Origin of the sequence: Bradyrhizobium sp. CCBAU 51627, from assembly GCF_028128765.1 — a bacterium.
Classification (GTDB): Bacteria; Pseudomonadota; Alphaproteobacteria; order Rhizobiales; family Xanthobacteraceae; genus Bradyrhizobium.
In genome coordinates this window covers 317,485-342,262 of record NZ_LBJG01000023.1, presented here as the reverse complement: position 1 = coordinate 342,262, position 24,778 = coordinate 317,485, and the positions used below count along the sequence as shown (strand labels likewise).

Genomic DNA, 24,778 nt, shown 5'->3' with positions numbered 1-24,778 from the left:
ACTTCCGATCAAGCAACGTGAGCAGTTGCTGCTGCCATGGCCGAGCCGTGCTCACGACCGGTCGGCTGGGAAACCGCTCCACGCAATCGCTCCAACAGCCGATCAGGAACCTGCGGCGCCGCCATACCGCGCCAGGCAATGTGCGAATCCGGGCGCACCATCAGGAGCGTCTCGGGAAAATCGAATCCCGCCTTGCCCCGGTCGGCATCGAGGAGCGTCAACGGGACGCCCGAACGCGCGGCGGCCGCGACCAGCGGCGCCGCATCGACGGCTGGATCGAACCGAACCAGCGTGTAGGCGGGCCCGAGCGCGTCGAGCAGCGATCGTCCATCGGCCAGCCAGACGTGCGGCGCGCGCGCGCCGGGCACGGTCGAGGCCGTGAAGCTGCCCATGCTGTAGGGCGGAGGCGCCTCGCCGTCGTAAGCGATGATCGGCGAGCGGTCGTAGTAATAACCAAAGTTCAGACCGGCGCAGCAATATTGCTGGACGTTGAGATCGTAGGCGGCCTGACCGATCCTGCTACGCGCGGCATCGCCATCAGGACCGTCGAGCTCGACCTCCGCGGGAACGGCGCGCCTCTGACTCATGACAGCGAGCGCGTGGTTCATCGCGAAATGCGAGACCTGCTCGGTGATCGGCTGGCGCTCGGCCTCGTAGGCGTCGAGCAGCGCAGGGTTGGCCCATCCCTGCAGGACACCGGCCAAGATCCAGCAGAGATCGACGGCATCGGCGATGCCGGCATTCATGCCGTAGCCGGCATAAGGAATCCACAGATGGGCGGCATCACCGCAAATGAACGCACGGCCGTCCCGGAAGCGATCGGCCACGAGGCGCCGGCCGACCCAATCCTCCTTGCTGATGATCTCATATTGGAAGCGATCATCGACGCCGAGAATGGTGCGCAGCGCCCAGTCGCGATCGACGCTGTCGAACTCGATTTCCTCGGGCGCGAGGTGGTTGTGGATCAGCCATTTGTCGCGACCGTCGATCGAGACGGTGGTGCCGCAGCGGCGCGGATTGAGCGACATGGTCATCCAGGCGGGCTTCTGGGTGATCAGATCCTTCAGCGCGGGGGCGTGGATGTAAGTGGACTGCACGCGCTGCACGACGTCAGTGCCACCGAGGCGCGAGCCGATCAGCCTGCGCACAGTGGACCGGCCGCCATCGCAACCGATCAGATAATCAGCGGCAATGGTGATGTCCTCGTTCGTGTCGAGGTTCTGCGCCCGCGCAATGACGCCGTCTGCGCTCTGCTCGAAATGCTCGACCTGGACGCGACTGAGAATCCTGATCTGCGAGCGCGCCTCGGCGGCGGCGAACAGGATCGGCTCGAGATAGATCTGGTTGATGCGATGCGGTGGCTCGGGCGTCGGCCAGTCGGTGTCGGGGCCTCCGGTCGCGGTGTAGCGATCCGCCCGGCAGGGAATCGGAATCCGCGTCAGCTCGCGCCCGACGACCGCGGTACGGTATGCGCAATCGTTCGGGAAGTCGGCAGGCAACCCGCTTTCCCGCACGTCGCGCACGATGCCGAGGCGACGGAACACCTCCATCGAGCGAGCGGAGACATGGTTGCATTTCACGTTCGGAGGCTCGCCGGCGCGGCGGATTTCGGCGACGACGACATCGATGCCGCGCGAGGCGAGATCCATGGCGGCGGTCAATCCGACCGGCCCCGCCCCGACAATCAGAACCTGGGTGTGGATGCTTTGCATGTCATCTTCTCTGGCTAGGCCGATTCAGGCCCGTTCGGGCACGGAAAGCGCGCCATGTTGGGTGTCGCCGGCCAGCGCGCCGCCACGGCGCATGCTGAGGAAGGCAAGGCCGAGGATCACCAAGGCCGAGCAGAGTTGCGGCACGGCGCTGACCTGGAACAGCGATGGGATGCCCCATTGCGCGGCAAGCATCAGTCCGCCGACGGTGACGCCGAGAATCGAGCCGAAGCGGCCCATGCCGAGCGCCCAGCCAATTCCGGTGGCACGGATGTAGGTGGGGTAGAGGCGCGCCGCATACGCGTTGCAGCCGATCTGTCCGCCGATCACGGCGACGCCGGCGATGAACACTGCCGGCACCAGGATCGGCAGCGCGGCTCCTGCAAGGCCGATGGTGACGATCGAGATGAACCCGGCCGCGTAGGTCAGGAACAGGACGCGGTGGAAGCCGAGCCGCTCGATCAGCAATCCGAGCGCGACCGTACCGAGCATTCCGCCGAACTGAAACGCCACGCCGACGGCGATTGCCGCCTGCAAATCGAGACCGACACCATGCGTCAGCGTCGGCAGCCAGCTGTTCAGGAAGTAAATGTCGAGCATGTTCATGAAGAACATCACCCACAGGAGCAGTGTCGGCACGAGCCGATGCTTCGTGAAGAGCTGCGGCAGCAGGAAACCCTTGCCGCTTTCCTCGACGATGGTGAAGCGCGTGTCCGCTGCAAAGCTTGCCGATGGATCGATCCGGGCCAGAAGCGCGCGGACGCGGCCGCTCTTCCCGGCATCGAGCGCGAGCAGCGAGAGCGATTCCGGAAGCCACAGCATCAGGACGGGGCAAAGCACGAGCGGAAGGAAGCCGCCGATCACGAAGATGACCTGCCAGCCATAGGCCGAGATCAGCTTGGCTGCGACCCAGCCGCCGATGGCAGACCCGAGCGACACGGTCATGAACATCAACATGATCAGCAGGGTCCGGCGCCGCTGCGGTGAATATTCGCTGGTCAGGGCAATGGTATTGGGCAGGACGCCGCCGAGGCCGAGGCCGGTCATGAAGCGCAGGATCACGAGATCCGAGACGCTGCCGGCCCGGCTCGTTGCCAGCGACCCCAGCGCAAACACAAGAACACCGGCGACCACCAGCCACTTCCGGCCGAAATAATCGGCCAGCGCACCGAACACCAGCGAGCCGATCATGACGCCAAACAAGGACGCGCCGAAGACGGGCCCGAGCGCGCCGGGCGCCAGATGCAGATCCTTGCTGAGCGCCGGCGCGACGAAACCAAGCGCCTGGGCATCGAAGCCATCCAGCCCGATCACCAATGCACACAAGCAGATCGCGCGGATCTGGAAGGCCGACAGCGGACGGTCGTCGATGTAACGGCCAATGTTGATCGCTTCCGCCAAATCTCCCTCCCCTTGCTTGTTGTCGTTCGATGAAGCGCCGCGCCAAGCCGCGGCGGTCAGCATCGCGCCGGAATTATCTTGCACACCTCCACTCTTTCGATTAGCCACAAAGTTCTCATCAATTCATGAGGTTATCTTATGAACCCGACCATGCGGCAGCTCGAGGCGCTGGTCCTGGTCTATCGCCTCGGCAGCATCACGAAGGCGGCGGCCGAGCTGCGCGTCACGCAGTCGGCGATCAGCCTCCTGATCCGGCAGATCGAGGAGAATTTCCAACTCAAGCTGTTCGATCGGACGACGCGCGCGCTGCACCCGACGGCTGCGTGCAGGGAAGCAATCCCGGCAGCAGAGCGGATCCTGTCGAGCGCGCGGGGACTGTCACAGCACATGCGTGACCTCGTCGAAGTCAGAACGGGGCGGATCGCCGTCGCAGTCTCCGCCGGCGTCGCCTCGGCCCTGCTCCCGCGCATCCTGGCGAGGTTTCGGTCTCGCTATCCCGAGGTGAAGATCGATCTGTTCGATATCGCTCCCGATGAACTGCTGCCGTTCGTCACGGCGGGCCACGCCGAGTTCGGCATCGGCAGCTTCGAGGACGACGGCACCTCGGAAGCCCGGATCGAAACGCTGATGCAAACCCCGCTCTCGGCGATCGGGGTCAAGGACGGCCGGTTCGAGAAGCGCCGCCGCCTGACCTGGGCCGACCTCACCGCCTCCGACCTGATCGCGATGCGGCGCGGAACGCGAATCCGCACCCAGATCGACGAGGCCTTGGCGCAGACGGGGCAGGAGCTGAAGCCGGCCCTCGAAGTCTCGCTCATCACGACCGCCCTGGCACTCACGGCGGAAGGCGCCGGAATCAGCATTCTGCCCGCGCACATGCTGCCGAAGGCGCAGTTTCCGACCCTTGCGGCCGTTCCGCTCAGCCAGCCGATCGTCAACCGGCATGTCTCGCTGCTGAGCCGGGCCGACTTTACACTCTCGCCTGCAGCGGAGCAGTTCGCCGAGATCGCCAGGCGCGCCTTGTCGACGAAATAGCGGCCTGGGCCCCGGTGCTGTCTAGCCCTTGTCCCGCTTGCCGTCCTCGATCGGCACCACCGTGCCCTTGCCTGACATCGCCGACAGCGCCTCGAGCGCCTCCTCGCAGAAATCGGCGACCATCTGCTCGTGCCGGGCGCCGAGCTGAAGCAGCAGCAGGTTACCGAGGTCGAGCACGCCTTCCGCCTTCCCGTCAGGGAATCGCTTTTTCAGGATCCGCTCGTAATTCTCGTGCCGGTCGCGATGGTGCTCCAGCCGGTCCATCAGATCGGTGCGGATGGGCTCGATGTCGAGGCTGTCGAGCGCGTGCAGCCGGACCAGCAAATCGTCCTTGATCGAGGGCGGGGTGCTCGGTCGCGCGGCCCAGTGCCGCAGCGCTGTTCGGCCCTCGGAAGTCAGCGTATAGATGAGCTTATTGGGCTTGCCTGTCTGGACGACCTCACGGCCCTGGATGTAGCCGCGGTCGCGAAGCTTGGAGAGTTCGCGATAGATCTGCTGGTGGTCGGCTTTCCAAAAGAATCCGATCGAGGAATCGAATGTCTTGGCGAGCTCGTAGCCCGTCATCGGACGTTCCGTGAGGCATGCGAGGATTGCGTCGCCCAGCGCCATGGCACCAGCTCCCTTGAAGTCCCGATGATCTGGCTTGACTTTATGCGTATTGGTGCATATGCGTCAATGTGCATATGAGGTGAACTCGGGATTGGACCCAGGACCCGACCCGAAAACCCAGCGGAATCAACCTCCTCGCTACTGTGCATGGGGTTGTTTTCAAAGCTTTTGTCCAAGGCCTTGAGGGAGGCACCTGAGAATGACCGGCCTCGATTCCTGGTACGCCTACATGAAGTTCCACGACAGCGCCGCGCTGTGGGACCTGCTGCACCCCGACGCCGTCTTCGAAAGCCCCGTCGTGCATTCGCCGCAGCGCGGGCGCGACATCACTTTCAAATATCTCGCCAGCGCCGAGAAGGTGCTGGGCGGCCCCGGCTTCACCTATGTCGGGGAATGGACGAACGCGAGCGGCGCGGTGCTCGAGTTCAAGACCATGATCGACGGCATCGAGATCAACGGTGTCGACATCATCACTTTCGACAGCGAAGGGCGCATCACCCATTTCAAGGTGATGGTGCGTCCGCTCAAGGCCATCAACATGCTGCACCGCCTGATGGCGGAGCAGCTCGCCGCCCAATCCTAAGCGAACATCATCAGGCCCTTGCCGGGAGACCACCATGCCGATCTATAAAGCCCCCGTCGAAGACGTGAACTTCCTGCTCAACGACGTCTTCCAGATCGACCGCTACGACAATCTCGCCGGCTTCTCCGATGCCTCGAGCGACGTGCGCGAGGCCATCCTGGGCGAAGCCGCCAAGCTCGCCGAAGAGGTGCTGCAGCCGCTCAATCGCGTCGGTGATCTCGAAGGCTGCAAGCGCGCCGACGATGGCAGCGTCACCACGCCGAAGGGTTTCAAGCAAGCTTTCAAGCAGGTCGCCGAAGGCGGCTGGCTCGGCCTGTCGGCGCCGACCGAGTTCGGCGGCCAGGGCCTGCCGGTGACGCTCAGCCAGGCGGTCAACGAATTCCAGATCTCCGCCAACATGGCGTTCTCGATGTATGGCGGTCTCACCATGGGCGCGACCGCCGCATTGCTGGTGCACGGCAGCCCCGAGCAGAAGCAGACCTACGTTCCGAAGATGATCGCCGGCGAATGGACCGGCACCATGAACCTGACCGAGCCGCATTGCGGCACCGATCTCGGCATGCTCCGCACCAAGGCAGTGCGCCAGGCCGACGGCAGCTTCAAGATCACCGGCACCAAGATCTTCATCTCGGCCGGCGAGCATGATCTTGCCGACAACATCATCCACCTCGTGCTCGCCCGCATCGAGGGCGCACCTGGCGGCATCAAGGGCGTGTCGCTGTTCGTGGTGCCGAAATTCCTGGTGAATGCCGACGGTTCGGTCGGCGCACGCAATGGCGTCGTCTGCGGCTCGATCGAGCACAAGATGGGCATCCACGGCAACTCCACCTGCGTGATGAACTACGACAACGCCACCGGCTGGCTGATCGGCGAAGAGAACAAGGGCATGCAGGGCATGTTCGTGATGATGAACGAGGCACGCCTCGGCGTCGCCGTTCAAGGGCTCGCGCAGTCCGAGGTCGCCTATCAGAACGCGGTCGCCTATGCCCGCGAGCGCATCCAGGGCCGCGCGCTCACCGGCGTGAAGGCGCCGGACAAGCCGGCTGACCCGATCATCGTGCATCCCGACGTGCGCCGCACGCTGCTCTCGATCCGCGCCTTCAACGAGGCCGCACGCGCCTTCGTGATGTGGACCGCGCTGAAGAGCGACGTTGCTCATCGCTCCGAGGATCCGAAGGACCGCCAGTCCGCCGATGACCACATGGGCCTGATGACGCCGGTGCTGAAAGGCTTCCTCACCGACTATGGTTTCGCCAACGCGGTGCAGGCGCAACAGATGTATGGCGGTCACGGCTACATCGCCGAGCAGGGCATGGAACAGTTCGTGCGCGATGCGCGCATCGCCATGATCTATGAAGGCGCCAACGGTATCCAGGCGCTCGACCTCGTCGGCCGCAAGCTGCCGCGCGACGGCGGCCGTGCCATCATGGCCTTCTTCGGCGAGGTCATGACCTTTGCCAAGGAGAACGGCGGCGACGAGGCGCTGAAGCCTTTCATCACCCCGCTCTCGACCTCGCTTGGCCATCTCCAGCAGGCCACGACCTGGCTGATGCAGAACGCGATGGCAAAGCCGGACAATGCCGGTGCCGCCGCAACCGACTACCTGCATCTCTTCGGCTTCGTCGCGCTCGGCTACATGTGGGCGAAGATGGCGAAGGTGACGCAGGCGAAGATTGCCGCCAGCGGCGCGACGCCCTATCTCTCGACCAAGCTCGTCACCGGCCGGTTCTTCATGGAGCGGATGCTGCCGGAGACCGCCGCCAATCTCGCGCGCATCCAGTCCGGCTGCGCCACCATCATGGAACTGCCTGCGGAAGCGTTCTGATTTCCGCGCCATCAAATTTCGAACATCACATCAGGAGGGCGTCATGCCTGAGGCATTCATCTACGACCACGTTCGCACCCCGCGCGGTCGCGGCAAGGCGGACGGCGCGCTGCACGAAGTGACCGCGCTCGCGCTCGCCACCGTGCCGCTCAAGGCGCTGAAGGACCGCAACAACCTGCCCGAGGATTCCGTCGACGACGTGGTGCTCGGGATCGTTGATCCTGTCGGCGAAGCCGGTTCGGACATGGCGCGTTTTGCCGCCCTCAAGGCAGGCCTCGGCCAGAAAGTGCCGGGCGTGCAGATCAGCCGTTTCTGCGCCTCCGGCCTGGATGCCGTGAATTTCGGCGCGGCCCAGATCATCAGCGGCCAGCATGATCTCGTGATCGGCGGGGGCGCCGAATCGATGAGCCGCGTCGGCATGCTCGCTTCCGGCGGCGCGTGGGCAATGGATCCCTCGATCGCCGTGCCAACCTACTGCATGCCGCAGGGTATTTCGGCCGATCTGATCGCGACCAAATACGGCTTCTCGCGCGACGACGTCGACGCCTATGCGGTGCAGAGCCAGCAGCGCGCGGCCAAGGCCTGGGACGAGGGCCGTTTCGACAAGTCGGTGGTGCCGGTGAAGGACATCAACGGCCTCACCATCCTCGCCAAGGACGAGCATATGCGTCCCTCGACGACGATGCAGTCGCTGGCTCAGCTGCAGCCGTCGTTCACGATGATGGCGCAGATGGGCGGCTTCGACGGCGTCGCGGTGCAGTCGCATCCGGAGATCGAGCGCGTCAATTACGTGCACCACGCCGGCAATTCGTCGGGCATCGTCGACGGCGCCGGTGCCGTGCTGCTCGGCAGCAAGGAGGCGGGCGCGAAATATGGCCTGAAGCCGCGCGCAAGGATCCGTGCGTTCGCGAACATCGGCTCCGAGCCCGCGATGATGCTGACCGGTCCGGTCGACGTCACCGAAAAGCTATTCGCGCGCTCGGGCATGAAGAAATCGGACATCGACCTGTTCGAGCTCAACGAGGCGTTCGCTTCGGTCGTGCTGCGCTACATCCAGGCCTTCGACATCGACAACGCCAGGATCAACGTCAACGGCGGCGCCATTGCGCTCGGTCATCCGCTCGGCGCCACCGGCGCGATGATCCTGGGCACCGTGCTCGACGAGCTCGAGCGCACCAACAAGTCCACCGCCCTGGTTACGCTGTGCATCGGCGGCGGCATGGGCACCGCGACCATCATCGAGCGCGTCTAAGGGCAGGGAGCAACCAACATGTCATACAAGAATTTCAAGGTTGAGACCGATTCCGACGGCATCGCGCTCGTCACCTGGGACATCCCGGGCCGTTCGATGAACGTGCTCGACGAGACCTCGACCAATGAGCTCGACGCGATCGTCAAGACGACGACGGCTGACGCCGCGGTGAAGGGCGTCGTCATCACCTCGGCCAAGGAGGCGTTCTGCGCCGGCGCCGACCTCTCCATGCTCGAAGGCATGAACCAGGCCTACGCAAAGGTCTTCAAGGAACAGGGCGAGACCGCCGCGAACCAGATGCTGTTCGAGCAGAGCCGGCGCTTCTCGCAGGTGCTGCGCTCGATCGAAACGTCAGGCAAGCCGTGGGCGGCCGCGATCAACGGCCTCGCGCTCGGCGGCGGTTTCGAGATCACGCTGTGCTGCCACTACCGCGTGGCGGCGGAGAATCCCAAGACGCGGCTTGGCCTCCCCGAGGTCAAGGTCGGTCTCTTTCCCGGCGCCGGCGGCACGCAGCGCGTGCCGCGCCTGGTGCCGCCGCAGGACGCGATGACCATTCTGCTGAAGGGCGATCCGGTTACCATCGAGAAAGCGAAGCAGCTGAATCTCATTCACGCCATCGTTCCCGTTGCCGATCTCGTCAAGGCCGCCAAGGACTGGATCAAGGGCGGCGGCAAGGCTATTGCGCCCTGGGACGAGAAGGGTTTCAAGCTGCCCGGCGGCCCGGTGTTCTCCAAGGCCGGCATGATGATGTTCCCGGCCGGCAACGCGATCTATCGCCGCGAAACCTACGACAACTATCCGGCCGCACGCGCCATCATGAGCTGCGTCTATGAGGGCCTGCAGTTGCCGATCGATGCGGCGCTGCGCGTCGAGTCGCGCTATTTCACCTCGGTGCTGCGCTCGAAGGAAGCGGCGGCGATGATCCGAAGCCTGTTCCTGTCCATGCAGGAGCTGAACAAGGGCGCGCGCCGTCCGAAGGATGTACCGCCGACCAAGGTGAAGAAGATCGCTGTGATCGGCGCCGGCTTCATGGGCGCGAGCGTCGGTTACGTCTCGGCCCGCGCCGGGCTCGACGTCGTGCTGATCGATCGCGATCAGGAAAGCGCCGACAAGGGCAAGGCGCATGCGCAGAAGGTGATCGAGGACCAGATCAAGAAGGGCCGCGCCAAGCCTGAGGATGCCGAGAAGCTGCTTGCGCGCATCACGCCGACCGCGGACTATGCCGCGCTGAAGGACGTTGACCTCGTCATCGAGGCCGTGTTCGAGGACCGCAAGGTCAAGGCGGAGACGTTCGCCAAGGCGCAGGAGTATCTCAAGCCGGACGTGATCTTCGCCTCGAACACCTCGACCTTGCCGATCACTTCGCTGGCCGAGAGCTTCAAGGATCAGGGCAAGTTCGTCGGTATCCACTTCTTCTCGCCGGTCGAGAAGATGATGCTGGTCGAGATCATCCTCGGCAAGAACACCGGCGATGTCGCGCTCGCGACCGCGCTCGACTACGTCCGCCAGATCGGCAAGACGCCGATCGTGGTCAATGACTCCAGAGGCTTCTTCGCCAACCGCTGCGTCGGCCGCTACGTCGCTGAAGGCAACGAGATGTTCCTTGAAGGCGTACCGCCCGCGATGATCGAGAACTGCGCCAAGATGGCCGGCATGCCGGTCGGCCCGCTCTCGCTCTCGGACGAGGTCGCCCTCGATCTCGGCCTCAAGATCATGAAGGCCACTGAAGCCGATCTCGGTCCCAACGCCATCAACCCTGATCAGAAGAAACTGATGGTGGAGATGGTCGAGACTCAGGGACGCCTGGGCCGCAAGAACAGCAAGGGCTTCTATGACTATCCCGAGAAGGGCAAGGGTCAGAAGAGCCTGTGGCCGGGGCTCTCCGCGCTGCAGCCGAAGCAGCTCGATCCTGATACGCTCGACGTCGAGGAGCTGAAGCAGCGCTTCCTGGTCGTGCAGGCGGTGGAAGCCGCGCGGACGGTCGAGGATCACGTCATCACCGATCCGCGCGAGGCGGATGTCGGCTCGATCCTTGGTTTCGGCTTCGCGCCGTTCACCGGGGGGACGTTGTCCTACATCGACTTCATGGGCACGAAGAAGTTCGTCGAGCTCTGCCACAAGCTCGAGGCGAAGTACGGCTCGCGCTTCACGCCGCCGAAGCTGCTGGAAGAGATGGCGGCCAAGGGCGAAACCTTCTACGGCCGTTTCGCGCCGAAGAAGGCTGCTGCCTGATCAATTAGGTTCGTTCGAGTCCAGCAAGGCCGGATCATCGATCCGGCCTTTGTCTTTTGGGCAAATGTCATCACGGTTGCGTCAATTCTATTTACGTTTGTGGAACCAGTCATAGAGATCGCGTAGGAACCGCGGCAGAGCCCCTGCAGTTGCGATATCGTGCAAATGTCATAGACGCGTCAAAACAGCGCCGTTCTTTTGCTCTGCCTTGGCACCTCTCCTGCTACGGATCAGGCTGAAGAATCCGGTTGGGACACTTGCCGAAGCATCGGCAAGTTGAAGACGAAATAAGAAGGTGTCTTTGGTGAACTCTTTGGTGCTGCGGAAGACCGCGCTCGGTCGCGATCTCGCCGGGAAATATGTTGTTGCGCCGAGCCCTCGCCGACTCTCGCCGCAACAGAAGCCCGCGCGGCTGCGCCGCAAGGGACCGTTGCTTTGGGCTGCGCTGGCGCTACTTGTGATGGCGGCGGATTTTCTGGTCGCCTATCTCGCCTGGTTCGCCGTCGACTTCGTCATGAGATGAGACATCGCGCGCGTACAGCAGATATGATGCTGCGAGATAGGCGAGCTGAGTGGCGGCAAGACAGACGGCAATGATGATCACGCCCGCCATCATTCCGAACTCATAGGCGTGCAGAACTATCGCAGAGAAAACCGCAATTGGCGGCGAGATCACGACCAGCGCCCAGGTCCTGAACACGTAACCTGTCGCTACTCCTACCAACGCGCTTGCAGCGATCAGGACAATGGCGATCGTCAAGCTCAACTCCGATGAGAGTTCAAAAATCATTTAATCAATTCGGCAAGGCTCGCCCGCTTTGCCTGCAGTGACAAGACAGCACTGCTTACATTTGGCGAACAGTCGTTCATAAGTCTAACTAAGGTACGATGATCCGGCGAAACCGGTTCGCTTGCACGCCCGTCGGCAGCAAACGACAAGGGCCGGATCGTCGATCCGGCCCTCTCGATTGATCGCCGCTTGCGCCTCAGGCGGCCTGGATCAGCCCTTCCTTCTTCAGGGCTTCCTGCACCTTCGGTCGTGCCGCGACGCGGGCTTTATAGGCGGTGAGGTGCGGCATCGCCGAGAGGTCGAACTTCATCCGATCGCCCCAGGTCAGCATCGTGAAGAGGTAGCCGTCAGCGACCGAGAACTGCTTGCCCATGAGATAGTCGCGGCCGGCGAGTTCGCTGTCGATGTGCTTCAGCTTGCCCATGACGCGATCCTTGAAGAACGCCTTGGCTTCGTCGTTCAGCGCCGGAGCGAACAGCGGGCCAAAGCTCTTGTGCACCTCGGAGGTAAGGAAGTTCAGCCATTCGAGCAGTTTGTATCGCTCGGAGCTGTCGCGCGCGGGCGCCAGCGCCTTGGCCGGAGCCTTGTCGGCGATCATCTGGACAATGACCGGGCCTTCCGTCACGATCTCGCCGCTGTCGAGGCCCAGCGCGGGGACCTGACCCTTCGGATTGACCTTGAGATAATCGTCACCGTTCTCGAGCTTCTTGGCCCGAATATCGACCTTGACCAGTTCGTAAGGCAGGTCGGCCTCGAGAAGCGCGATGTGAGGGGACAGCGAGCAGGCGCCGGGCGAATAATACAGTTTCATGGAATTTCCTCCTCTTGACGCTTGGTGGGGGCGAAGGAATACCTACATGCACCTGCATGGAATAGTCAAGATTGATGCAGGTGCATCGAGTGAGGTAAGAAGCGGACGACGAGTTTGAGCGGCATCATGAAACGCAAACCATCAACCGAGGCAACCAGCGCCTGGATCCGTCTGATGCGGGTGCAGAGCCGTGTGCTCGACTGCGTCGAGCAGGATCTGAAGAAGGCCGGCTTCCCGCCGCTGGCCTGGTACGATGCCCTGCTTGAACTGTCGCGCGCGCCGAGCGGAGAGCTGCGGCCGGTGGAACTCGAGCGACAGATGCTGATCCCGCAATACTCCACCTCGCGCTTGATCGACCGCCTGGTCGATGAGGGGCTTGCCTGCCGGCGCGAATGCAAGATCGACAAGCGCGGCCAGTTCGTCGAGATCACGGAAGCCGGCCGCGAATTGCAGAAGCGGATGTGGGGCGCCTATTCGGCTGCGATCGAGAAATATGTCGGCTCGAAACTGTCGGATGCCGATGCCGTCAAGCTCAGCGGTCTGCTCGACCGGCTGGGCTGCTCCTGCGGCGAGATGAAGCTGCCGCCAGTCGTCAACGTCAACGCAAGCTCGCCGTCGCGATGATCGCGCGGCAAACCAGCACGTCGGCGCGCCCGGTGGGTTCGCGGACAATCCCCGTCACCTGGGCGCGTTCGGTCGAAGCGCTTCTGATTAGAGTTTGATATGGCGCGAGACCAAATCGATATGACGCCGCTGCAATCGCGCGACGAACTCGTCGCGTGGTTCGAGGCCGGCTGCAAGGACCCATCCGAATTCCGCATGGGCACCGAGCACGAGAAGACGCCGTTCACGCTCGAAGGCCATCGGCCGGTGCCTTACGAAGGCGCGCGCGGCATCGGCGCGCTGCTCGAAGGCATGAAGCTCCTGCTCGGTTGGGAGCCGATCATGGAGAAGGGCAACATCATCGGTCTCTACGACGTCACCGGCGGCGGCGCGATCTCGCTCGAGCCCGGTGGGCAGTTCGAGCTCTCGGGCGCGCCGGTCGAGACCGTGCACCAGACCCAGAGCGAGTTGATGGCGCACCTGGCGCAGGTGCGCGAGATCGCGACCCCGCTCGGCATCGGTTTCCTCGGCCTCGGCATGACGCCGTCCTGGTCGCGCGCCGACATCCCCGTGATGCCCAAGGGTCGCTACAAGATCATGACCAATTACATGCCGAAGGTCGGCCAATACGGCCTCGACATGATGTACCGGACATGCACGGTGCAGACCAATCTCGACTTCTCCTCCGAAGCCGACATGGTCAAGAAGCTGCGTGTTTCCCTGGCGCTCCAGCCGATCGCGACCGCCCTGTTTGCCAATTCGCCGTTCACCGAAGGCAAGCCGAACGGCTTCCTGTCCTTCCGCTCCGAGATCTGGCGCGACACCGATAACGCCCGCGCCGGCATGATGCCGTGGGCGTTCGAGGACGGCATGGGATTTGAACGCTATGTCGACTACGCGCTCGACGTGCCCATGTATTTCGTCAAGCGCGGCGACGATTACATCGACGTGTCCGGCTCCTCGTTCCGTGCATTCTTCGACGGCCGCAACAACAATTTGCCCGGCGAACGTCCCACGCTGTCGGACTGGGCCAACCATCTTTCGACGATCTTCCCGGAGGTGCGGCTCAAGCGCTATCTTGAAATGCGCGGCGCTGATGCTGGTCCGTGGGGCCGTCTGCCGGCGCTATCGGCGTTCTGGGCCGGGCTGCTCTATGACAATGTGTCGCTCGATGCCGCCTGGGACCTGGTGAAGCACTGGACCGCGCCAGAACGCCAGGCGCTCCGCGACGACGTGCCGCGCTTCGGCTTCAAGGCGCGGATCAAGGACCGCTATCTATTCGAGATCGCCAAGGAATGCCTCGTTCTGGCGCATGCCGGCCTGCGCCGTCGCGGCCGCATCGACGCGATCGGCCGCGACGAAACGCGGTATCTGGAGCCCCTCGATCGCATCATCGATTCCGGCCGGACGCCGGCCGAGGAGATGCTCGAGAAGTTCAACGGCGCCTGGAACGATTCAGTGGAACCGGTCTATGAGGAATACGCGTTCTAGATCCATGTCTAGGTGCGTTTTCTTCACGCGAACCGGGGTTCGCGTCGCTCGAAAACGCTTCCAGGCAAATTGCTCAACGATCGGGGCTTAGGCCGTTCATCGCCCATACAGGTTTGCGGCGATCAAATGACGGGCCGAAAAACCTGAGCGCCGTCAATAACTCGAAAGCTGTTCGATGGGAAAGGGCCGCCTGTCCGGGGCCGTCATGGCAAAGGTCATGCCCTGCGTCGTGGCATGTGTCACGCTGCTTTCGCTCGCCTTTGCGAGCGTGCCCGCGCGTGCCCAGACGGCATTCGACCGGCCCGGCGGCGATTACTTCAACACGCCGGTCACGTCAGGTGATCCCGAGGACTGCGCGCTGCTTTGTGAGCGCGATCGCAGGTGCCGCGCCTGGAGCTTCAGCTATCCCGATATCGACGGTGCTGCGGCGGTGTGCTGGCTCAAGAACACCGTGCCGCCGCGACAGCCCGCCAATTGCTGCATCTCCGGCGTGCGCGGCGCCGGCGTAATCGAGCCGCGCGTCGAGGGTGTCGAGACCTCGATCGACCGCCCCGGTGGGGATTTGCGCAATTTCGCGCTCAAGGAGGGCGAAGGCGAAGATGTCTGCAAGGCCGCGTGCACCGCCGACAACAAGTGCCGCGCCTTCACCTACGCCCGTCCCGGCTACACCGGGCGCGAGGCGCGCTGCTTCCTGAAAAAGGACATCAAGCCGCCGCGGCGGAAAGCGGGTTTCACATCGGGCGTTGTGCGCTGATGCTTGCTCTCGTGCCCCGGGCGCAGGCTCCCGGCTTTGCGTCGCGTCGTTCGTGCCGCGTTGCGGCCGGGACGCGAGGCTCTCAATTCGCTGCGATCACCGTCAGCTCCGGCCAGAGCCCCTTCCATCGCGTTGCCTTCGCGGCGTAATTCGCCACGGAAAAATTGAGCGCCCGGTTCGGCCGTACGATCAAACTTGCGATGTCATCGAAGCCATGCGGTACATAAACATCGAAACCGCTGTCCGTGCGCCGCAAGCCGACTTGCGTGTTCTGCGTGAGGAAGCGGTCGATACCGTCGGTCGAGCACGACAGCGGCGGATAAGGCAGTTCGTGCTTGGCCGGGTACCACAGATGCACGCGGGCCTGGTTGCGAATCTCGATCTTGGCGTCGAGATGGCCGAGCCGTGTCTGCAGCTTGCGGATCACCGCGTCTTCCGCGTCCCAGGAGGTGTCGGGGTCAAAGTAGAAGATATCGTAGTCGGCGATGCCATGATCGACGGCGCGGCCGGTGAGCACGTTCCACGCCGTTTGGACAAGGCATCCAGCGACCAGCCACGCATCCGGCAGCGCAAGCCGGCGGAGTTCGTCGATGATCACGCCGTTGACGGGATTTCGCAGGGCGAGTGCAAGGAATTCGTCTTTGCTCACCCTGCGATCAACTCAGTGCACGGCGGTGAAGAACCGCGCGAGGCGGAAGCCGGAGAGCCAGGTCCAGACCGGCTGGCCGCGCATGCCGAGATCCCAGGAGCCGAGCACGGCATCGGCACGGCCGACGAGATTGTCGATCGGCAGCAGGCCGACGCCGCCGGCGCGCAGCGGCACGCGGCTGTCAGCGGAATTGTCTCTGTTATCGCCGAGCACGAACAGATGACCGGGCGGCACGGTGACTTCGGGCGTGTTGTCGAGCTGGCCGTTGTCCCGCATCTTGAAGATCAGATGCGATACGCCGTTCGGCAGGGTCTCGACGTAGCGATAGGCCGGCTCGCTGCCGCCATTGTCGTCCTCGGCAGCACCAACGCCATCAGGCTTCAATTCGGCGGGGCGGTCATTGATGAACAGCTGGCCTTGCCGCATCTGGACGCGGTCACCGGGCAGACCGACGACCCGCTTGACCCAGGCCTGCGAGCGATCGCCAGGCCAGCGGAACACCACGACGTCGCCTTGCCTCGGCGTCTCAGCGAACACGCGGCCGGTCTCCGGCAGGTTGATCTGGATCGGCAGCGACGAGGTGCCGTAGCCATAAGGGAATTTCGAGGCGAGCAGCGCATCGCCAATCAGCAGCGTCGGCTCCATCGAGCCCGACGGCACGTAGAACGGCTCGGCCAGCGCACCCTTGGCGATGAAGACGGCGGCAACGATGCCGGCGAGCTGCGCGAGCTGCCCGGCCCAGCCGCTGCTCTTCCGCTTGGTGCTGACAGTTGCTTTCTCAACGCTCATGCGCCCGTTCCACCCACCGTAATGCGTTCCATCAGAAGCGAAGGCTGACCGACGCCGACAGGCACGCCCTGGCCGTTCTTGCCGCACGTGCCGATACCGGTATCGAGCGCCAGATCGTTGCCGATCATGCGGATGCGATGCAGGTCGGTCGGCCCGTTGCCGATCAGCATGGCGCCCTTCAGCGGCGCGCCCAGCTTGCCGTTCTCGATCTTGTAGGCCTCGGTGCACTGGAACACGTATTTGCCCGAGGTGATGTCGACCTGTCCGCCGCCGAAATTCGCGGCAAACACGCCGTTCTTCACCGACGCGAGGATCTCGGCCGGGTCGCGGTCGCCCGCGAGCATGTAGGTGTTGGTCATGCGCGGCATCGGCACATGGGCGTAGCCCTGCCGGCGGCCGTTGCCGGTCGGCTTCATGTTCATCAGCCGCGCGTTCTGGCGGTCCTGCATGTAGCCGACCAGAATGCCGTCCTCGATCAGCACGGTGCGATTGGTCGGCGTGCCCTCGTCGTCGATCGACAGCGAGCCGCGGCGCGAGGCAATCGTGCCGTCATCGACCACGGTGACGCCCTTGGCCGCGACCTGTTGGCCCATCAGGCCGGCGAAGGCCGACGTCTTCTTACGGTTGAAGTCGCCTTCGAGGCCGTGACCGACGGCTTCATGCAACATCACGCCGGGCCAGCCGGCCCCGAGCACGACGTCCATTTCGCCGGCGGGGGCGGGAATCGATTCCAGATTGACCAGCGCCTCGCGCAGCGCGCCGTCGGCGGCGTCGCGCCAGGATCGGGCCTCGATGAACTCTGCATAGCCGGCACGGCCGCCATAGCCCTTGCTGCCGCTCTCCTGGCGGTCGCCCTGACCGGCGACGACAGAGATATTGACGCGCACGAGCGGGCGGATGTCGCGATAGCTCTCGCCGTCGGGCCGCAGGATCTCGACCACCTGCCAGGTCGCGCCCAGGCTGACGCTGACCTGTCGCACCCGCGGATCCTTGTCGCGCAAGTACGAATCGATCTCGGCAAGCAGCTTGACCTTGGTCTCGAAGCCCGGCGCATCCAGCGGATTGTCATCGCCGTAAAGGCGCACATTGGTGTGCGGCGGCGGTGCGGCAAAGCTGCCGGAATAGCCGCCGCGGACGGCCGCGACCGCATCGGCCGCGCGAATCAGCGCCGGCAGGGACACGTCGGAGGAATGCGCGTAGCCGACCGCGTCGTCCTTGACGGCGCGCAGGCCGAACCCCTGCGAGGTGTCGTAGGTCGCCTGCTTCAGCCGTCCATTGTCGAACATCAGCGCTTCGGTCTGGCTGTACTCCAGAAACAATTCGCCGTCGTCGGCACCGGCAAGGCCGCGCGCGACCTCATGGCGAACCTGGTCGCGGTCGAGATTGGCGCGGTCGAGCAGGGAGGTCGTGGCAGGGTTGGTCATGCGTCCGTCCATTATCGGGGGATGTGAGGCAAGATAATGGTTTCCGGCGCGTTTCGCGAGGGTCGGGCTGTCACATTACGGAAACGATAGGTACAGCTTCCGCTTAAACTCGCTTTCAGTATTTCGGGCTATCGAGGACGAACCCACGGGTCGGAGCCGCCGGCAAAAGCATGTGGAATTCGCTGTTTGCGTTCTGGGATCGGTATCACGGCCTGATTATTGGTTTTGGCGTACTGGGCCTGGTCCTGCTTTTCAATCAGTTCATCTATCGTCGCTACTGGACCTCCTATCCCACTCGCGAGGCCTATATCGCAGCTCATCCCGGCTGCGACACGGCGGACGGCATCGTTTGCGCGACGTGCCGGCGAAAAGCACTGACCGGGCCGGTGGCCGGAAAAGGGCGCATCTATCGCTGCGACTGGTGCGACACGGAACTCTATCGCGTCGACGGGGCCTGAACGCTTCTACGGCAGCTTGTCGTAGCCCTCGCCGAGACCGTTGAGGCTGAGCGGGAAACCGATGCCCTCTTCCGGCGTCTCGAAGATGATGAAGGTCGCGGTCTTGGCGCTGCGGAGCTGGCCGAGCAGCTTGTCGTCCATGACGACCTCGGCGACGCAGCCATTGGGCAGGCAACGGACGAAGCCGGCGCGACCGACGTCCTGGTTATCGAGCTTCAGCCCGAGACCGGAGGGCAAGAGCACGCCCAGCGGGGCGACCACGCGCATCAGGCGGCTCTTCTGGTCGGCTGTCTTGAGCACGATCACGGTGAGGCCGGCATTGGAGCGGTCTTCCGCCACCACGCTCTGGATCAGGGCGCATTGCTCCGTCTGGGCGCCCGGCGGGGTGTCGCAGCGGATCTGCCAGTCGCCATGGACGGAGCGCACCGCGCCCTGCGCATGGGCGAGGCCGGGGAGGACGAGAAAAAGGGCGACAGCCAGAAGGCCGATCAGCGCCGTGAGACCGTCAGCCGGTCTTGCCATGCATCTCGATAGCCCCATCAGGGTCGGTCCCTCTGCTCGCTTGGATCGCTCGCGCTGGTGGACTGATACGGGAATGACGGCGTCTTGAAGGCAATTCACAAGCAAATTCCGCGCCGCCTTGGCCGCAATCGCCGCCACGAATCAGGTTCCTGCGCGGCCCTGCGCCTGTGCCTACAGCGGGCAATTCGGCTGTCAAGCCGCGCCCTCCCGGCAAGCGGTATTTTTGTCTGATCTTACTAGGAAATATCTTGCGGGTGATCGCTGGCAGAAGAGGCTCAAGACTGCATTGCGATAGATCAAGAATTATGGTTTGAGAGGCTTGATTTCGGCGTTCTAGCGATCTGGCCCCAATTCCTCCTAGAGGTGTTCTTGAGCGGCGGTTTGTCAGACGGGCGGATCGAATAAGCGTTCTCCCAACATAGGGGAATGCACTTGGGGTGATTTCGTAAGGGGAGCGCGAACGGCATGAGGATGTCGATGGGTCGGGTGGGCCGGCATTTGCTGGGAATGGCCACCATCGCCTTGGTGGCGACTGGCATCACGCTGATGACGGGTGGCGCGGCATTTGCCGAGCTCGGGCAGCCCGAGCCGTGGGAATGGCACCTGCAGGGCTCCGGTTCCCCGGTGATGGACAATATCGTCTGGTTTCACAATTTCTTGTCTGTGCTCATCATCGTCATCACGCTGTTCGTTCTGGCGCTGCTGGTGACCGTGGTCATGAAGTTCAACGCGAAGTCCAATCCGGTGCCGTCGCGGACCACGCACAACACGTTGATCGAGGTGGTGTGGACGCTGGTGCCGGTGCTGATCCTGGTCGGCATCGCGGTGCCGTCGTTCCGTCTGCTGTTCCTCGAACTCGACGTGCCGAAGGCGGATCTGACCGTCAAGGCGACCGGCAAGCAGTGGTACTGGTCCTACGCCTATCCCGACAACGGCAAGTTCGAGTTCGACTCGCTGATGGCCCAGGACAAGCAGCCCCGCCTGCTCGGCGTCGACAACGAGATGGTGGTGCCGGTCAACAAGGTGATTCGCGTCCAGGTCACCGGCACCGACGTCATCCACGCGTTCGCGCTGCCGGCGTTCGGCGTCAAGATCGACGCCATTCCGGGCCGGCTGAACGAGACCTGGTTCAAGGCCACCAAGACCGGCATGTTCTACGGCCAGTGCTCCGAGCTCTGCGGCAAGGACCATGCCTTCATGCCGATCGCGATTCGCGTGGTGAACGACCAGGAGTTCGCCTCCTGGGTGGAATCGGCGAAGAAGAAATATGCGAGCGGCGGCACCAGCACTTTCGCCTCCGCGGCCGGCCCGACGCAGTAGCATCGGGTGACGGTTGAGGGACTGAAAGCGACATAAAGGGCGGGACCTCCAAAGGTCCGAATGGGACGCAAGGCAGGATTTGAAAATGGCAACGAGCGCAGCGGTACACGGCGATCACGCCCACGGACACGACGAGCACGCCCATCCGACCGGATGGCGGCGCTACGTCTATTCGACCAACCACAAGGACATCGGCACGATGTACCTGGTGTTCGCGGTCATCGCCGGCATCATCGGTGCCGCGATGTCGATCGCGATCCGTGCCGAGTTGATGTATCCGGGCGTGCAGATATTCCACGAGACGCACACCTATAACGTGTTCGTGACCTCCCACGGTCTGATCATGATCTTCTTCATGGTCATGCCCGCGATGATCGGCGGCTTCGGCAACTGGTTCGTGCCGCTGATGATCGGTGCGCCCGACATGGCCTTTCCGCGCATGAACAACATCTCGTTCTGGCTGCTGCCGGCCTCCTTCGCGCTGCTGCTGCTGTCGACCTTCGTCGAGGGTGAGCCGGGCGCCAACGGCGTCGGTGCCGGCTGGACCATGTATGTGCCGCTGTCGAGCACCGGTCACCCCGGTCCGGCCGTCGACTTCGCGATCCTGTCGCTGCATCTGGCGGGCGCCTCGTCGATCCTCGGCGCCATCAACTTCATCACCACGATCTTCAACATGCGTGCGCCGGGCATGACCCTGCACAAGATGCCGCTGTTCGTCTGGTCGATCCTGGTGACGGTGTTCCTGCTGCTGTTGTCGCTGCCGGTGCTCGCCGGTGCGATCACCATGCTGCTCACCGACCGCAATTTCGGCACGACGTTCTTCGCGCCTGACGGTGGCGGCGACCCGGTCCTGTTCCAGCACCTGTTCTGGTTCTTCGGTCACCCCGAGGTGTACATCCTGATCCTGCCCGGCTTCGGCATGATCAGCCAGATCGTCTCGACCTTCTCGCGCAAGCCCGTGTTCGGCTATCTCGGCATGGCCTACGCCATGGTGGCGATCGGCGGCATCGGCTTCGTGGTGTGGGCGCACCACATGTACACGGTCGGCATGTCCTCGGCGACGCAGGCCTATTTCGTCGCCGCGACCATGGTCATCGCGGTTCCGACCGGCGTGAAGATCTTCTCCTGGATCGCCACGATGTGGGGCGGCTCGATCGAGTTCCGCGCCCCGATGATCTGGGCGGTGGGTTTCATCTTCCTGTTCACGGTCGGTGGCGTGACCGGCGTCGTGCTGGCGAACGCCGGCGTCGATCGCGTGCTCCAGGACACCTACTACGTCGTGGCCCACTTCCACTACGTGCTGTCGCTCGGCGCCGTGTTCGCGATCTTCGCGGGCTTCTACTACTGGTTCCCGAAGATGTCGGGCTACATGTACAACGAGACCGTCGCCAAGGCGCATTTCTGGGTCACGTTCGTCGGCGTCAACATGGTGTTCTTCCCGCAGCACTTCCTGGGCCTGTCGGGCATGCCGCGCCGTTATGTCGACTACCCCGATGCGTTCGCGGGCTGGAACTTCGTCTCGTCGATCGGTTCCTACATCTCCGGCTTCGGCGTGCTGATCTTCCTCTACTGCGTGCTCGACGCCTTCATGAAGAAGGTGCCGGCGGGCGACAATCCCTGGGGTGCAGGCGCCACCACGCTGGAATGGACGCTGCCCTCGCCGCCGCCCTTCCACCAGTTCGAAGTGCTGCCCCGCGTGCAGTAAGCCGGCTTCCGCGGCGCCCGAGACGGGCGCCGCGGCTGTATAAGGAAGCGAGTTGAATTCGTGTCCGTCCTCGACCACAACGCCATCGACATCAATCCCCGCATCTCCGAGGCGGAGGTCGGCGACTATCTCGCGCTGCTCAAGCCGCGGGTGATGTCGCTCGTGATCTTCACCGCGCTGGTCGGGATGGCGATGGCGCCCGGGCACTTCCACTTTGTGCTGGCGATCACCTCGCTGCTCTGCATCGCGGTCGGCGCAGGCGCCTCGGGCGCGCTCAACATGGCGCTCGAGGGCGACATCGACGCCAAGATGTCGCGCACCGCCAACCGTCCGATCCCGCGCGGCCGCATCACCCGGCCCGAGGCGATGGCGTTCGGCATGACACTCGCTTTCTTCTCGGTGATGACGCTCGGCATCCTCGTCAACTGGATCGCGGGCGCGCTGCTCGCCTTCACCATCTTCTTCTATGTCGTGATCTACACGATCGGCCTGAAGCGCTGGACCGCGCAGAACATCGTGATCGGCGGCGCCGCAGGTGCGCTGCCGCCGGTGGTAGCCTGGGCTGCCGTGACCGGCAGGGTCGATGTCGAGCCGCTGCTGCTCTTCGCCATCATCTTCTTCTGGACGCCGCCGCACTTCTGGGCGCTGGCACTGTTCCGCTCCGACGATTATGCGCGTGCCGGCATTCCGATGCTGCCGAACGTCGCCGGCCCGGACGCGACCCGCCTCCAGATCCTGCTCTACACCATCGTGTTGATCGCGGTGGCCGCGGCGCCTTGGGCGCTCGGCTATTTCGATGCCGTCTATGGCATCGTCTCGCTGATCCTTGGTGCTGGCATGCTGGTGCTCGCGATCAATGTCTATATGCGTCGCGAGCGCAGCCAGTCGCTGCGCGCCACGCGAAAACTGTTTGCTTTCTCGATCCTTTATCTGTTCGCGCTGTTCGCGACCCTGCTGGCCGAGGTCGTGGTGCGGGCGATTGCTCCGATGGTTGGGGGCGCGTGATCGCGGCGATGGCTGACAAACCCGAGCCAGATGGAATCGTCCTCACCGAGGCGCAGAAGAAGAGCCGTCGCCAGCGCTCGATCGCAATCGCGCTCGCGCTCGGTGTGCTCGTCGTCCTTTTCTTCGCCGTCACCATGGTCAAGGGACCGGCGGTTCTCGTTCGCCCAATGTGACAGATGGATCAGAAGCCGACCATATCGCGGGATCAGAGCCGGACGGCCGGGAAAGGCCGTTCAGGGGGCTTGGGTCGCGATGTGCTGGTCGCTTCGATCTGCGGCGGCGTGGTCGCGCTGATGGTCGGCGCATCCTATGCGGCTGTGCCGTTCTACAATTGGTTCTGCCGCGCCACCGGCTTCAATGGCACGACCCAGGTCGCAAAGTCGGCGCCCGCCACCGGTCCGATCGCACGGAAGATCGCGGTGCGTTTCGATTCCAACGTCGCGCCCGGCCTGCCTTGGAAGTTCGCGCCCGAGCAGACCGAAACCGAGGTCAATATCGGCCAGGTCACCACGATCTATTACACCGTGACCAACCAGGCCGCGCGCACCACCTCAGGGCAGGCCGCCTACAACGTCGCGCCGCTCACGGTTGGATCCTGTTTCCAGAAGATCAACTGCTTCTGCTTCAGCGAGCAGACCATGGGGCCCGGCGAGAAGCGCGAGATGCCTGTGGTGTTCTACGTCGATCCGTCGATCGTCAATGACCATGACAATGACGGCTTGAGCACGATCACATTGTCCTACACGTTCTATCCCGTGAAGGATCCGGTGGTGAAGCCGCTCGCATCCGGCGATGACGACAAACGCAAGGGAAATCTCCAGCCGCCGGGTTGACGCTCTGGGTTGGAACAAGGGGATAAGTGCCTGATAGGCACGGGATTGAGGAGACAGACCGCAATGGCTACGGCGCAAGGCAAGCATCACGACTACCATCTGGTCGATCCCTCTCCGTGGCCGGCGGTCGGCTCCGTCTCGGCCTTCATCATGGCGGTCGGTGCGATCTCCTGGATGCACCACATGTTCTCGGCCGCGCCGATCGTGTTCGGTGTCGGCACCGTCGGCGTGCTCTACACCATGGCGAGCTGGTGGGGCGACGTGATCAAGGAAGCCCAGTACAAGGGCGACCACACCCGCGTCGTGCAGCTGCATCACCGCTACGGCATGATCCTGTTCATCGCCTCCGAGGTGATGTTCTTCGTCGCCTGGTTCTGGGCCTATTTCAATTCCGCGCTGTTTCCGGCCGACGCCGTCCACGCCACCCGTGATGCGGTGTTCGGCTGTGGCCTCGGCACCCAACCCGGCGCCTGCTCGGTGCCGGGCACCTGGCCGCCCCACGGCATCGAGACCTTCGATCCCTGGCATCTGCCGCTGCTCAACACGCTGATCCTGCTGACATCAGGCACCACGGTCACCTGGGCGCACCACGCGCTGCTGGAAAACGACCGGCAGGGTCTGAAGTACGGCCTGATCCTCACCATCCTCCTGGGCGCGACCTTCACCTGCGTGCAGGCCTATGAGTACAGCCATGCGGCGTTCTCGTTTGCCGGCAACGTCTACGGCGCGACCTTCTTCATGGCGACGGGCTTCCACGGCTTCCACGTGCTGGTTGGTACCATCTTCCTGATCGTCTGCCTGGCGCGCGCCTATGCCGGCCACTTCACGCCGAAGCAGCACCTCGGCTTCGAGTTCGCGGCGTGGTATTGGCACTTCGTCGACGTGGTCTGGCTGTTCCTGTTCCTGTGCATTTATGTCTGGGGACACGGCGCCGAGACCATGGCCCACGGCGCGCATTGAGCTTGCGACAGCTCGATT

Annotated in this window: 24 protein-coding genes; 15 read left to right on the top strand and 9 right to left on the bottom strand. The window is 63.7% G+C overall.

The window, feature by feature from the left end; translation table 11 throughout:
• Positions 1-8 precede the first annotated feature (8 nt).
• Together XH88_RS13470 and XH88_RS13465 are read right to left on the bottom strand one after the other, a co-directional pair.
• The gene (locus tag XH88_RS13470) at positions 9-1,712 is read right to left on the bottom strand and encodes an FAD-dependent oxidoreductase (RefSeq protein WP_271668773.1); all 1,704 of its coding nucleotides are present in this window, start codon (positions 1,710-1,712) and stop codon (positions 9-11) included.
• Between the two features lie 24 nt (positions 1,713-1,736).
• A complete protein-coding gene (locus XH88_RS13465; RefSeq protein ID WP_271668772.1) occupies positions 1,737-3,194 on the bottom strand; it encodes an MFS transporter in 1,458 nt (485 codons plus the stop codon).
• Between the two features lie 54 nt (positions 3,195-3,248).
• On the opposite strand from XH88_RS13465, the gene XH88_RS13460 reads away from it, so the two are divergent.
• Positions 3,249-4,145, top strand: coding sequence for a LysR family transcriptional regulator (locus XH88_RS13460; protein WP_271668771.1), 897 nt, complete (start codon positions 3,249-3,251; stop codon positions 4,143-4,145).
• A gap of 21 nt (positions 4,146-4,166) precedes the next feature.
• Here XH88_RS13460 and XH88_RS13455 read toward each other — a convergent pair whose 3' ends face one another.
• Entirely contained in the window at positions 4,167-4,754 is a 588-nt protein-coding gene (locus XH88_RS13455) for a PadR family transcriptional regulator (protein ID WP_271668770.1), read from the bottom strand.
• 199 nt (positions 4,755-4,953) lie between these two features.
• Here XH88_RS13455 and XH88_RS13450 point away from each other — a divergent pair, with 199 nt between their 5' ends.
• From XH88_RS13450 to XH88_RS13435, 4 genes are read left to right on the top strand one after another with little or no spacing between them, the layout of a single operon-like run.
• Positions 4,954-5,337: a nuclear transport factor 2 family protein gene (locus XH88_RS13450; protein WP_271668769.1), complete on the top strand. Its 384-nt coding sequence runs from the start codon at positions 4,954-4,956 to the stop codon at positions 5,335-5,337.
• Positions 5,338-5,371: 34 nt separating this feature from the next.
• The gene (locus XH88_RS13445; protein ID WP_271668768.1) at positions 5,372-7,162 is read left to right on the top strand and encodes an acyl-CoA dehydrogenase C-terminal domain-containing protein; all 1,791 of its coding nucleotides are present in this window, start codon (positions 5,372-5,374) and stop codon (positions 7,160-7,162) included.
• Between the two features lie 43 nt (positions 7,163-7,205).
• Entirely contained in the window at positions 7,206-8,414 is a 1,209-nt protein-coding gene (locus tag XH88_RS13440) for an acetyl-CoA C-acetyltransferase (protein WP_271668767.1), read from the top strand.
• Between the two features lie 18 nt (positions 8,415-8,432).
• Positions 8,433-10,646 (top strand): FAD-dependent oxidoreductase, encoded by a 2,214-nt coding sequence (locus XH88_RS13435; protein ID WP_271668766.1) that lies wholly within the window; start codon positions 8,433-8,435, stop codon positions 10,644-10,646.
• 451 nt (positions 10,647-11,097) lie between these two features.
• Here XH88_RS13435 and XH88_RS13430 read toward each other — a convergent pair whose 3' ends face one another.
• Complete coding sequence (locus XH88_RS13430; protein ID WP_271668765.1) at positions 11,098-11,406, bottom strand: hypothetical protein; 309 nt, start codon at positions 11,404-11,406, stop codon at positions 11,098-11,100.
• A 226-nt stretch (positions 11,407-11,632) separates the two neighbouring features.
• Complete coding sequence (gene gstA / locus XH88_RS13425) at positions 11,633-12,247, bottom strand: glutathione transferase GstA (protein ID WP_271668764.1); 615 nt, start codon at positions 12,245-12,247, stop codon at positions 11,633-11,635.
• Between the two features lie 126 nt (positions 12,248-12,373).
• On the opposite strand from gstA, the gene XH88_RS13420 reads away from it, so the two are divergent.
• The 3 genes from XH88_RS13420 to XH88_RS13410 all read left to right on the top strand — a co-directional run bounded on the left by XH88_RS13420 (position 12,374) and on the right by XH88_RS13410 (position 15,095).
• The gene (locus XH88_RS13420; RefSeq protein WP_271668763.1) at positions 12,374-12,871 is read left to right on the top strand and encodes a MarR family winged helix-turn-helix transcriptional regulator; all 498 of its coding nucleotides are present in this window, start codon (positions 12,374-12,376) and stop codon (positions 12,869-12,871) included.
• Between the two features lie 99 nt (positions 12,872-12,970).
• The gene (locus XH88_RS13415) at positions 12,971-14,341 is read left to right on the top strand and encodes a glutamate--cysteine ligase (protein WP_271668762.1); all 1,371 of its coding nucleotides are present in this window, start codon (positions 12,971-12,973) and stop codon (positions 14,339-14,341) included.
• A gap of 175 nt (positions 14,342-14,516) precedes the next feature.
• The gene (locus tag XH88_RS13410; protein ID WP_271668761.1) at positions 14,517-15,095 is read left to right on the top strand and encodes a PAN domain-containing protein; all 579 of its coding nucleotides are present in this window, start codon (positions 14,517-14,519) and stop codon (positions 15,093-15,095) included.
• 82 nt (positions 15,096-15,177) lie between these two features.
• Here XH88_RS13410 and XH88_RS13405 read toward each other — a convergent pair whose 3' ends face one another.
• From XH88_RS13405 to tldD, 3 genes are read right to left on the bottom strand one after another with little or no spacing between them, the layout of a single operon-like run.
• On the bottom strand, positions 15,178-15,744 hold the full coding sequence (locus XH88_RS13405; protein ID WP_271668760.1) for a nucleotidyltransferase family protein: 567 nt from the start codon (positions 15,742-15,744) through the stop codon (positions 15,178-15,180).
• A gap of 12 nt (positions 15,745-15,756) precedes the next feature.
• On the bottom strand, positions 15,757-16,533 hold the full coding sequence (lepB, locus tag XH88_RS13400; RefSeq protein WP_271668759.1) for a signal peptidase I: 777 nt from the start codon (positions 16,531-16,533) through the stop codon (positions 15,757-15,759).
• Positions 16,530-17,957, bottom strand: a complete 1,428-nt coding sequence (gene tldD / locus XH88_RS13395) for a metalloprotease TldD (protein ID WP_271668758.1) — start codon at positions 17,955-17,957, stop codon at positions 16,530-16,532. The genes lepB and tldD overlap by 4 nt, the downstream gene beginning before the upstream one ends.
• A gap of 170 nt (positions 17,958-18,127) precedes the next feature.
• Between tldD and XH88_RS13390 the strand changes: the two genes are divergently transcribed.
• On the top strand, positions 18,128-18,415 hold the full coding sequence (locus XH88_RS13390; RefSeq protein ID WP_271668757.1) for a hypothetical protein: 288 nt from the start codon (positions 18,128-18,130) through the stop codon (positions 18,413-18,415).
• Positions 18,416-18,421: 6 nt separating this feature from the next.
• Here the strand turns inward: XH88_RS13390 and XH88_RS13385 are convergent, their stop codons facing one another.
• Entirely contained in the window at positions 18,422-18,955 is a 534-nt protein-coding gene (locus XH88_RS13385) for an invasion associated locus B family protein (protein ID WP_271668756.1), read from the bottom strand.
• Positions 18,956-19,402: 447 nt separating this feature from the next.
• On the opposite strand from XH88_RS13385, the gene coxB reads away from it, so the two are divergent.
• From coxB to XH88_RS13355, 6 genes are all read left to right on the top strand, one after another.
• A complete protein-coding gene (gene coxB / locus XH88_RS13380) occupies positions 19,403-20,257 on the top strand; it encodes a cytochrome c oxidase subunit II (RefSeq protein ID WP_271668755.1) in 855 nt (284 codons plus the stop codon).
• Positions 20,258-20,342: 85 nt separating this feature from the next.
• A complete protein-coding gene (gene ctaD / locus XH88_RS13375) occupies positions 20,343-21,962 on the top strand; it encodes a cytochrome c oxidase subunit I (RefSeq protein ID WP_271668754.1) in 1,620 nt (539 codons plus the stop codon).
• 60 nt (positions 21,963-22,022) lie between these two features.
• A complete protein-coding gene (locus tag XH88_RS13370) occupies positions 22,023-22,967 on the top strand; it encodes a heme o synthase (RefSeq protein ID WP_271668753.1) in 945 nt (314 codons plus the stop codon).
• Positions 22,964-23,140, top strand: coding sequence for a hypothetical protein (locus XH88_RS13365; RefSeq protein WP_063686513.1), 177 nt, complete (start codon positions 22,964-22,966; stop codon positions 23,138-23,140). The genes XH88_RS13370 and XH88_RS13365 overlap by 4 nt, the downstream gene beginning before the upstream one ends.
• A gap of 3 nt (positions 23,141-23,143) precedes the next feature.
• Entirely contained in the window at positions 23,144-23,800 is a 657-nt protein-coding gene (locus XH88_RS13360) for a cytochrome c oxidase assembly protein (RefSeq protein WP_271668752.1), read from the top strand.
• A 63-nt stretch (positions 23,801-23,863) separates the two neighbouring features.
• Positions 23,864-24,760, top strand: a complete 897-nt coding sequence (locus tag XH88_RS13355) for a cytochrome c oxidase subunit 3 (protein WP_271668751.1) — start codon at positions 23,864-23,866, stop codon at positions 24,758-24,760.
• Positions 24,761-24,778: the final 18 nt, after the last annotated feature.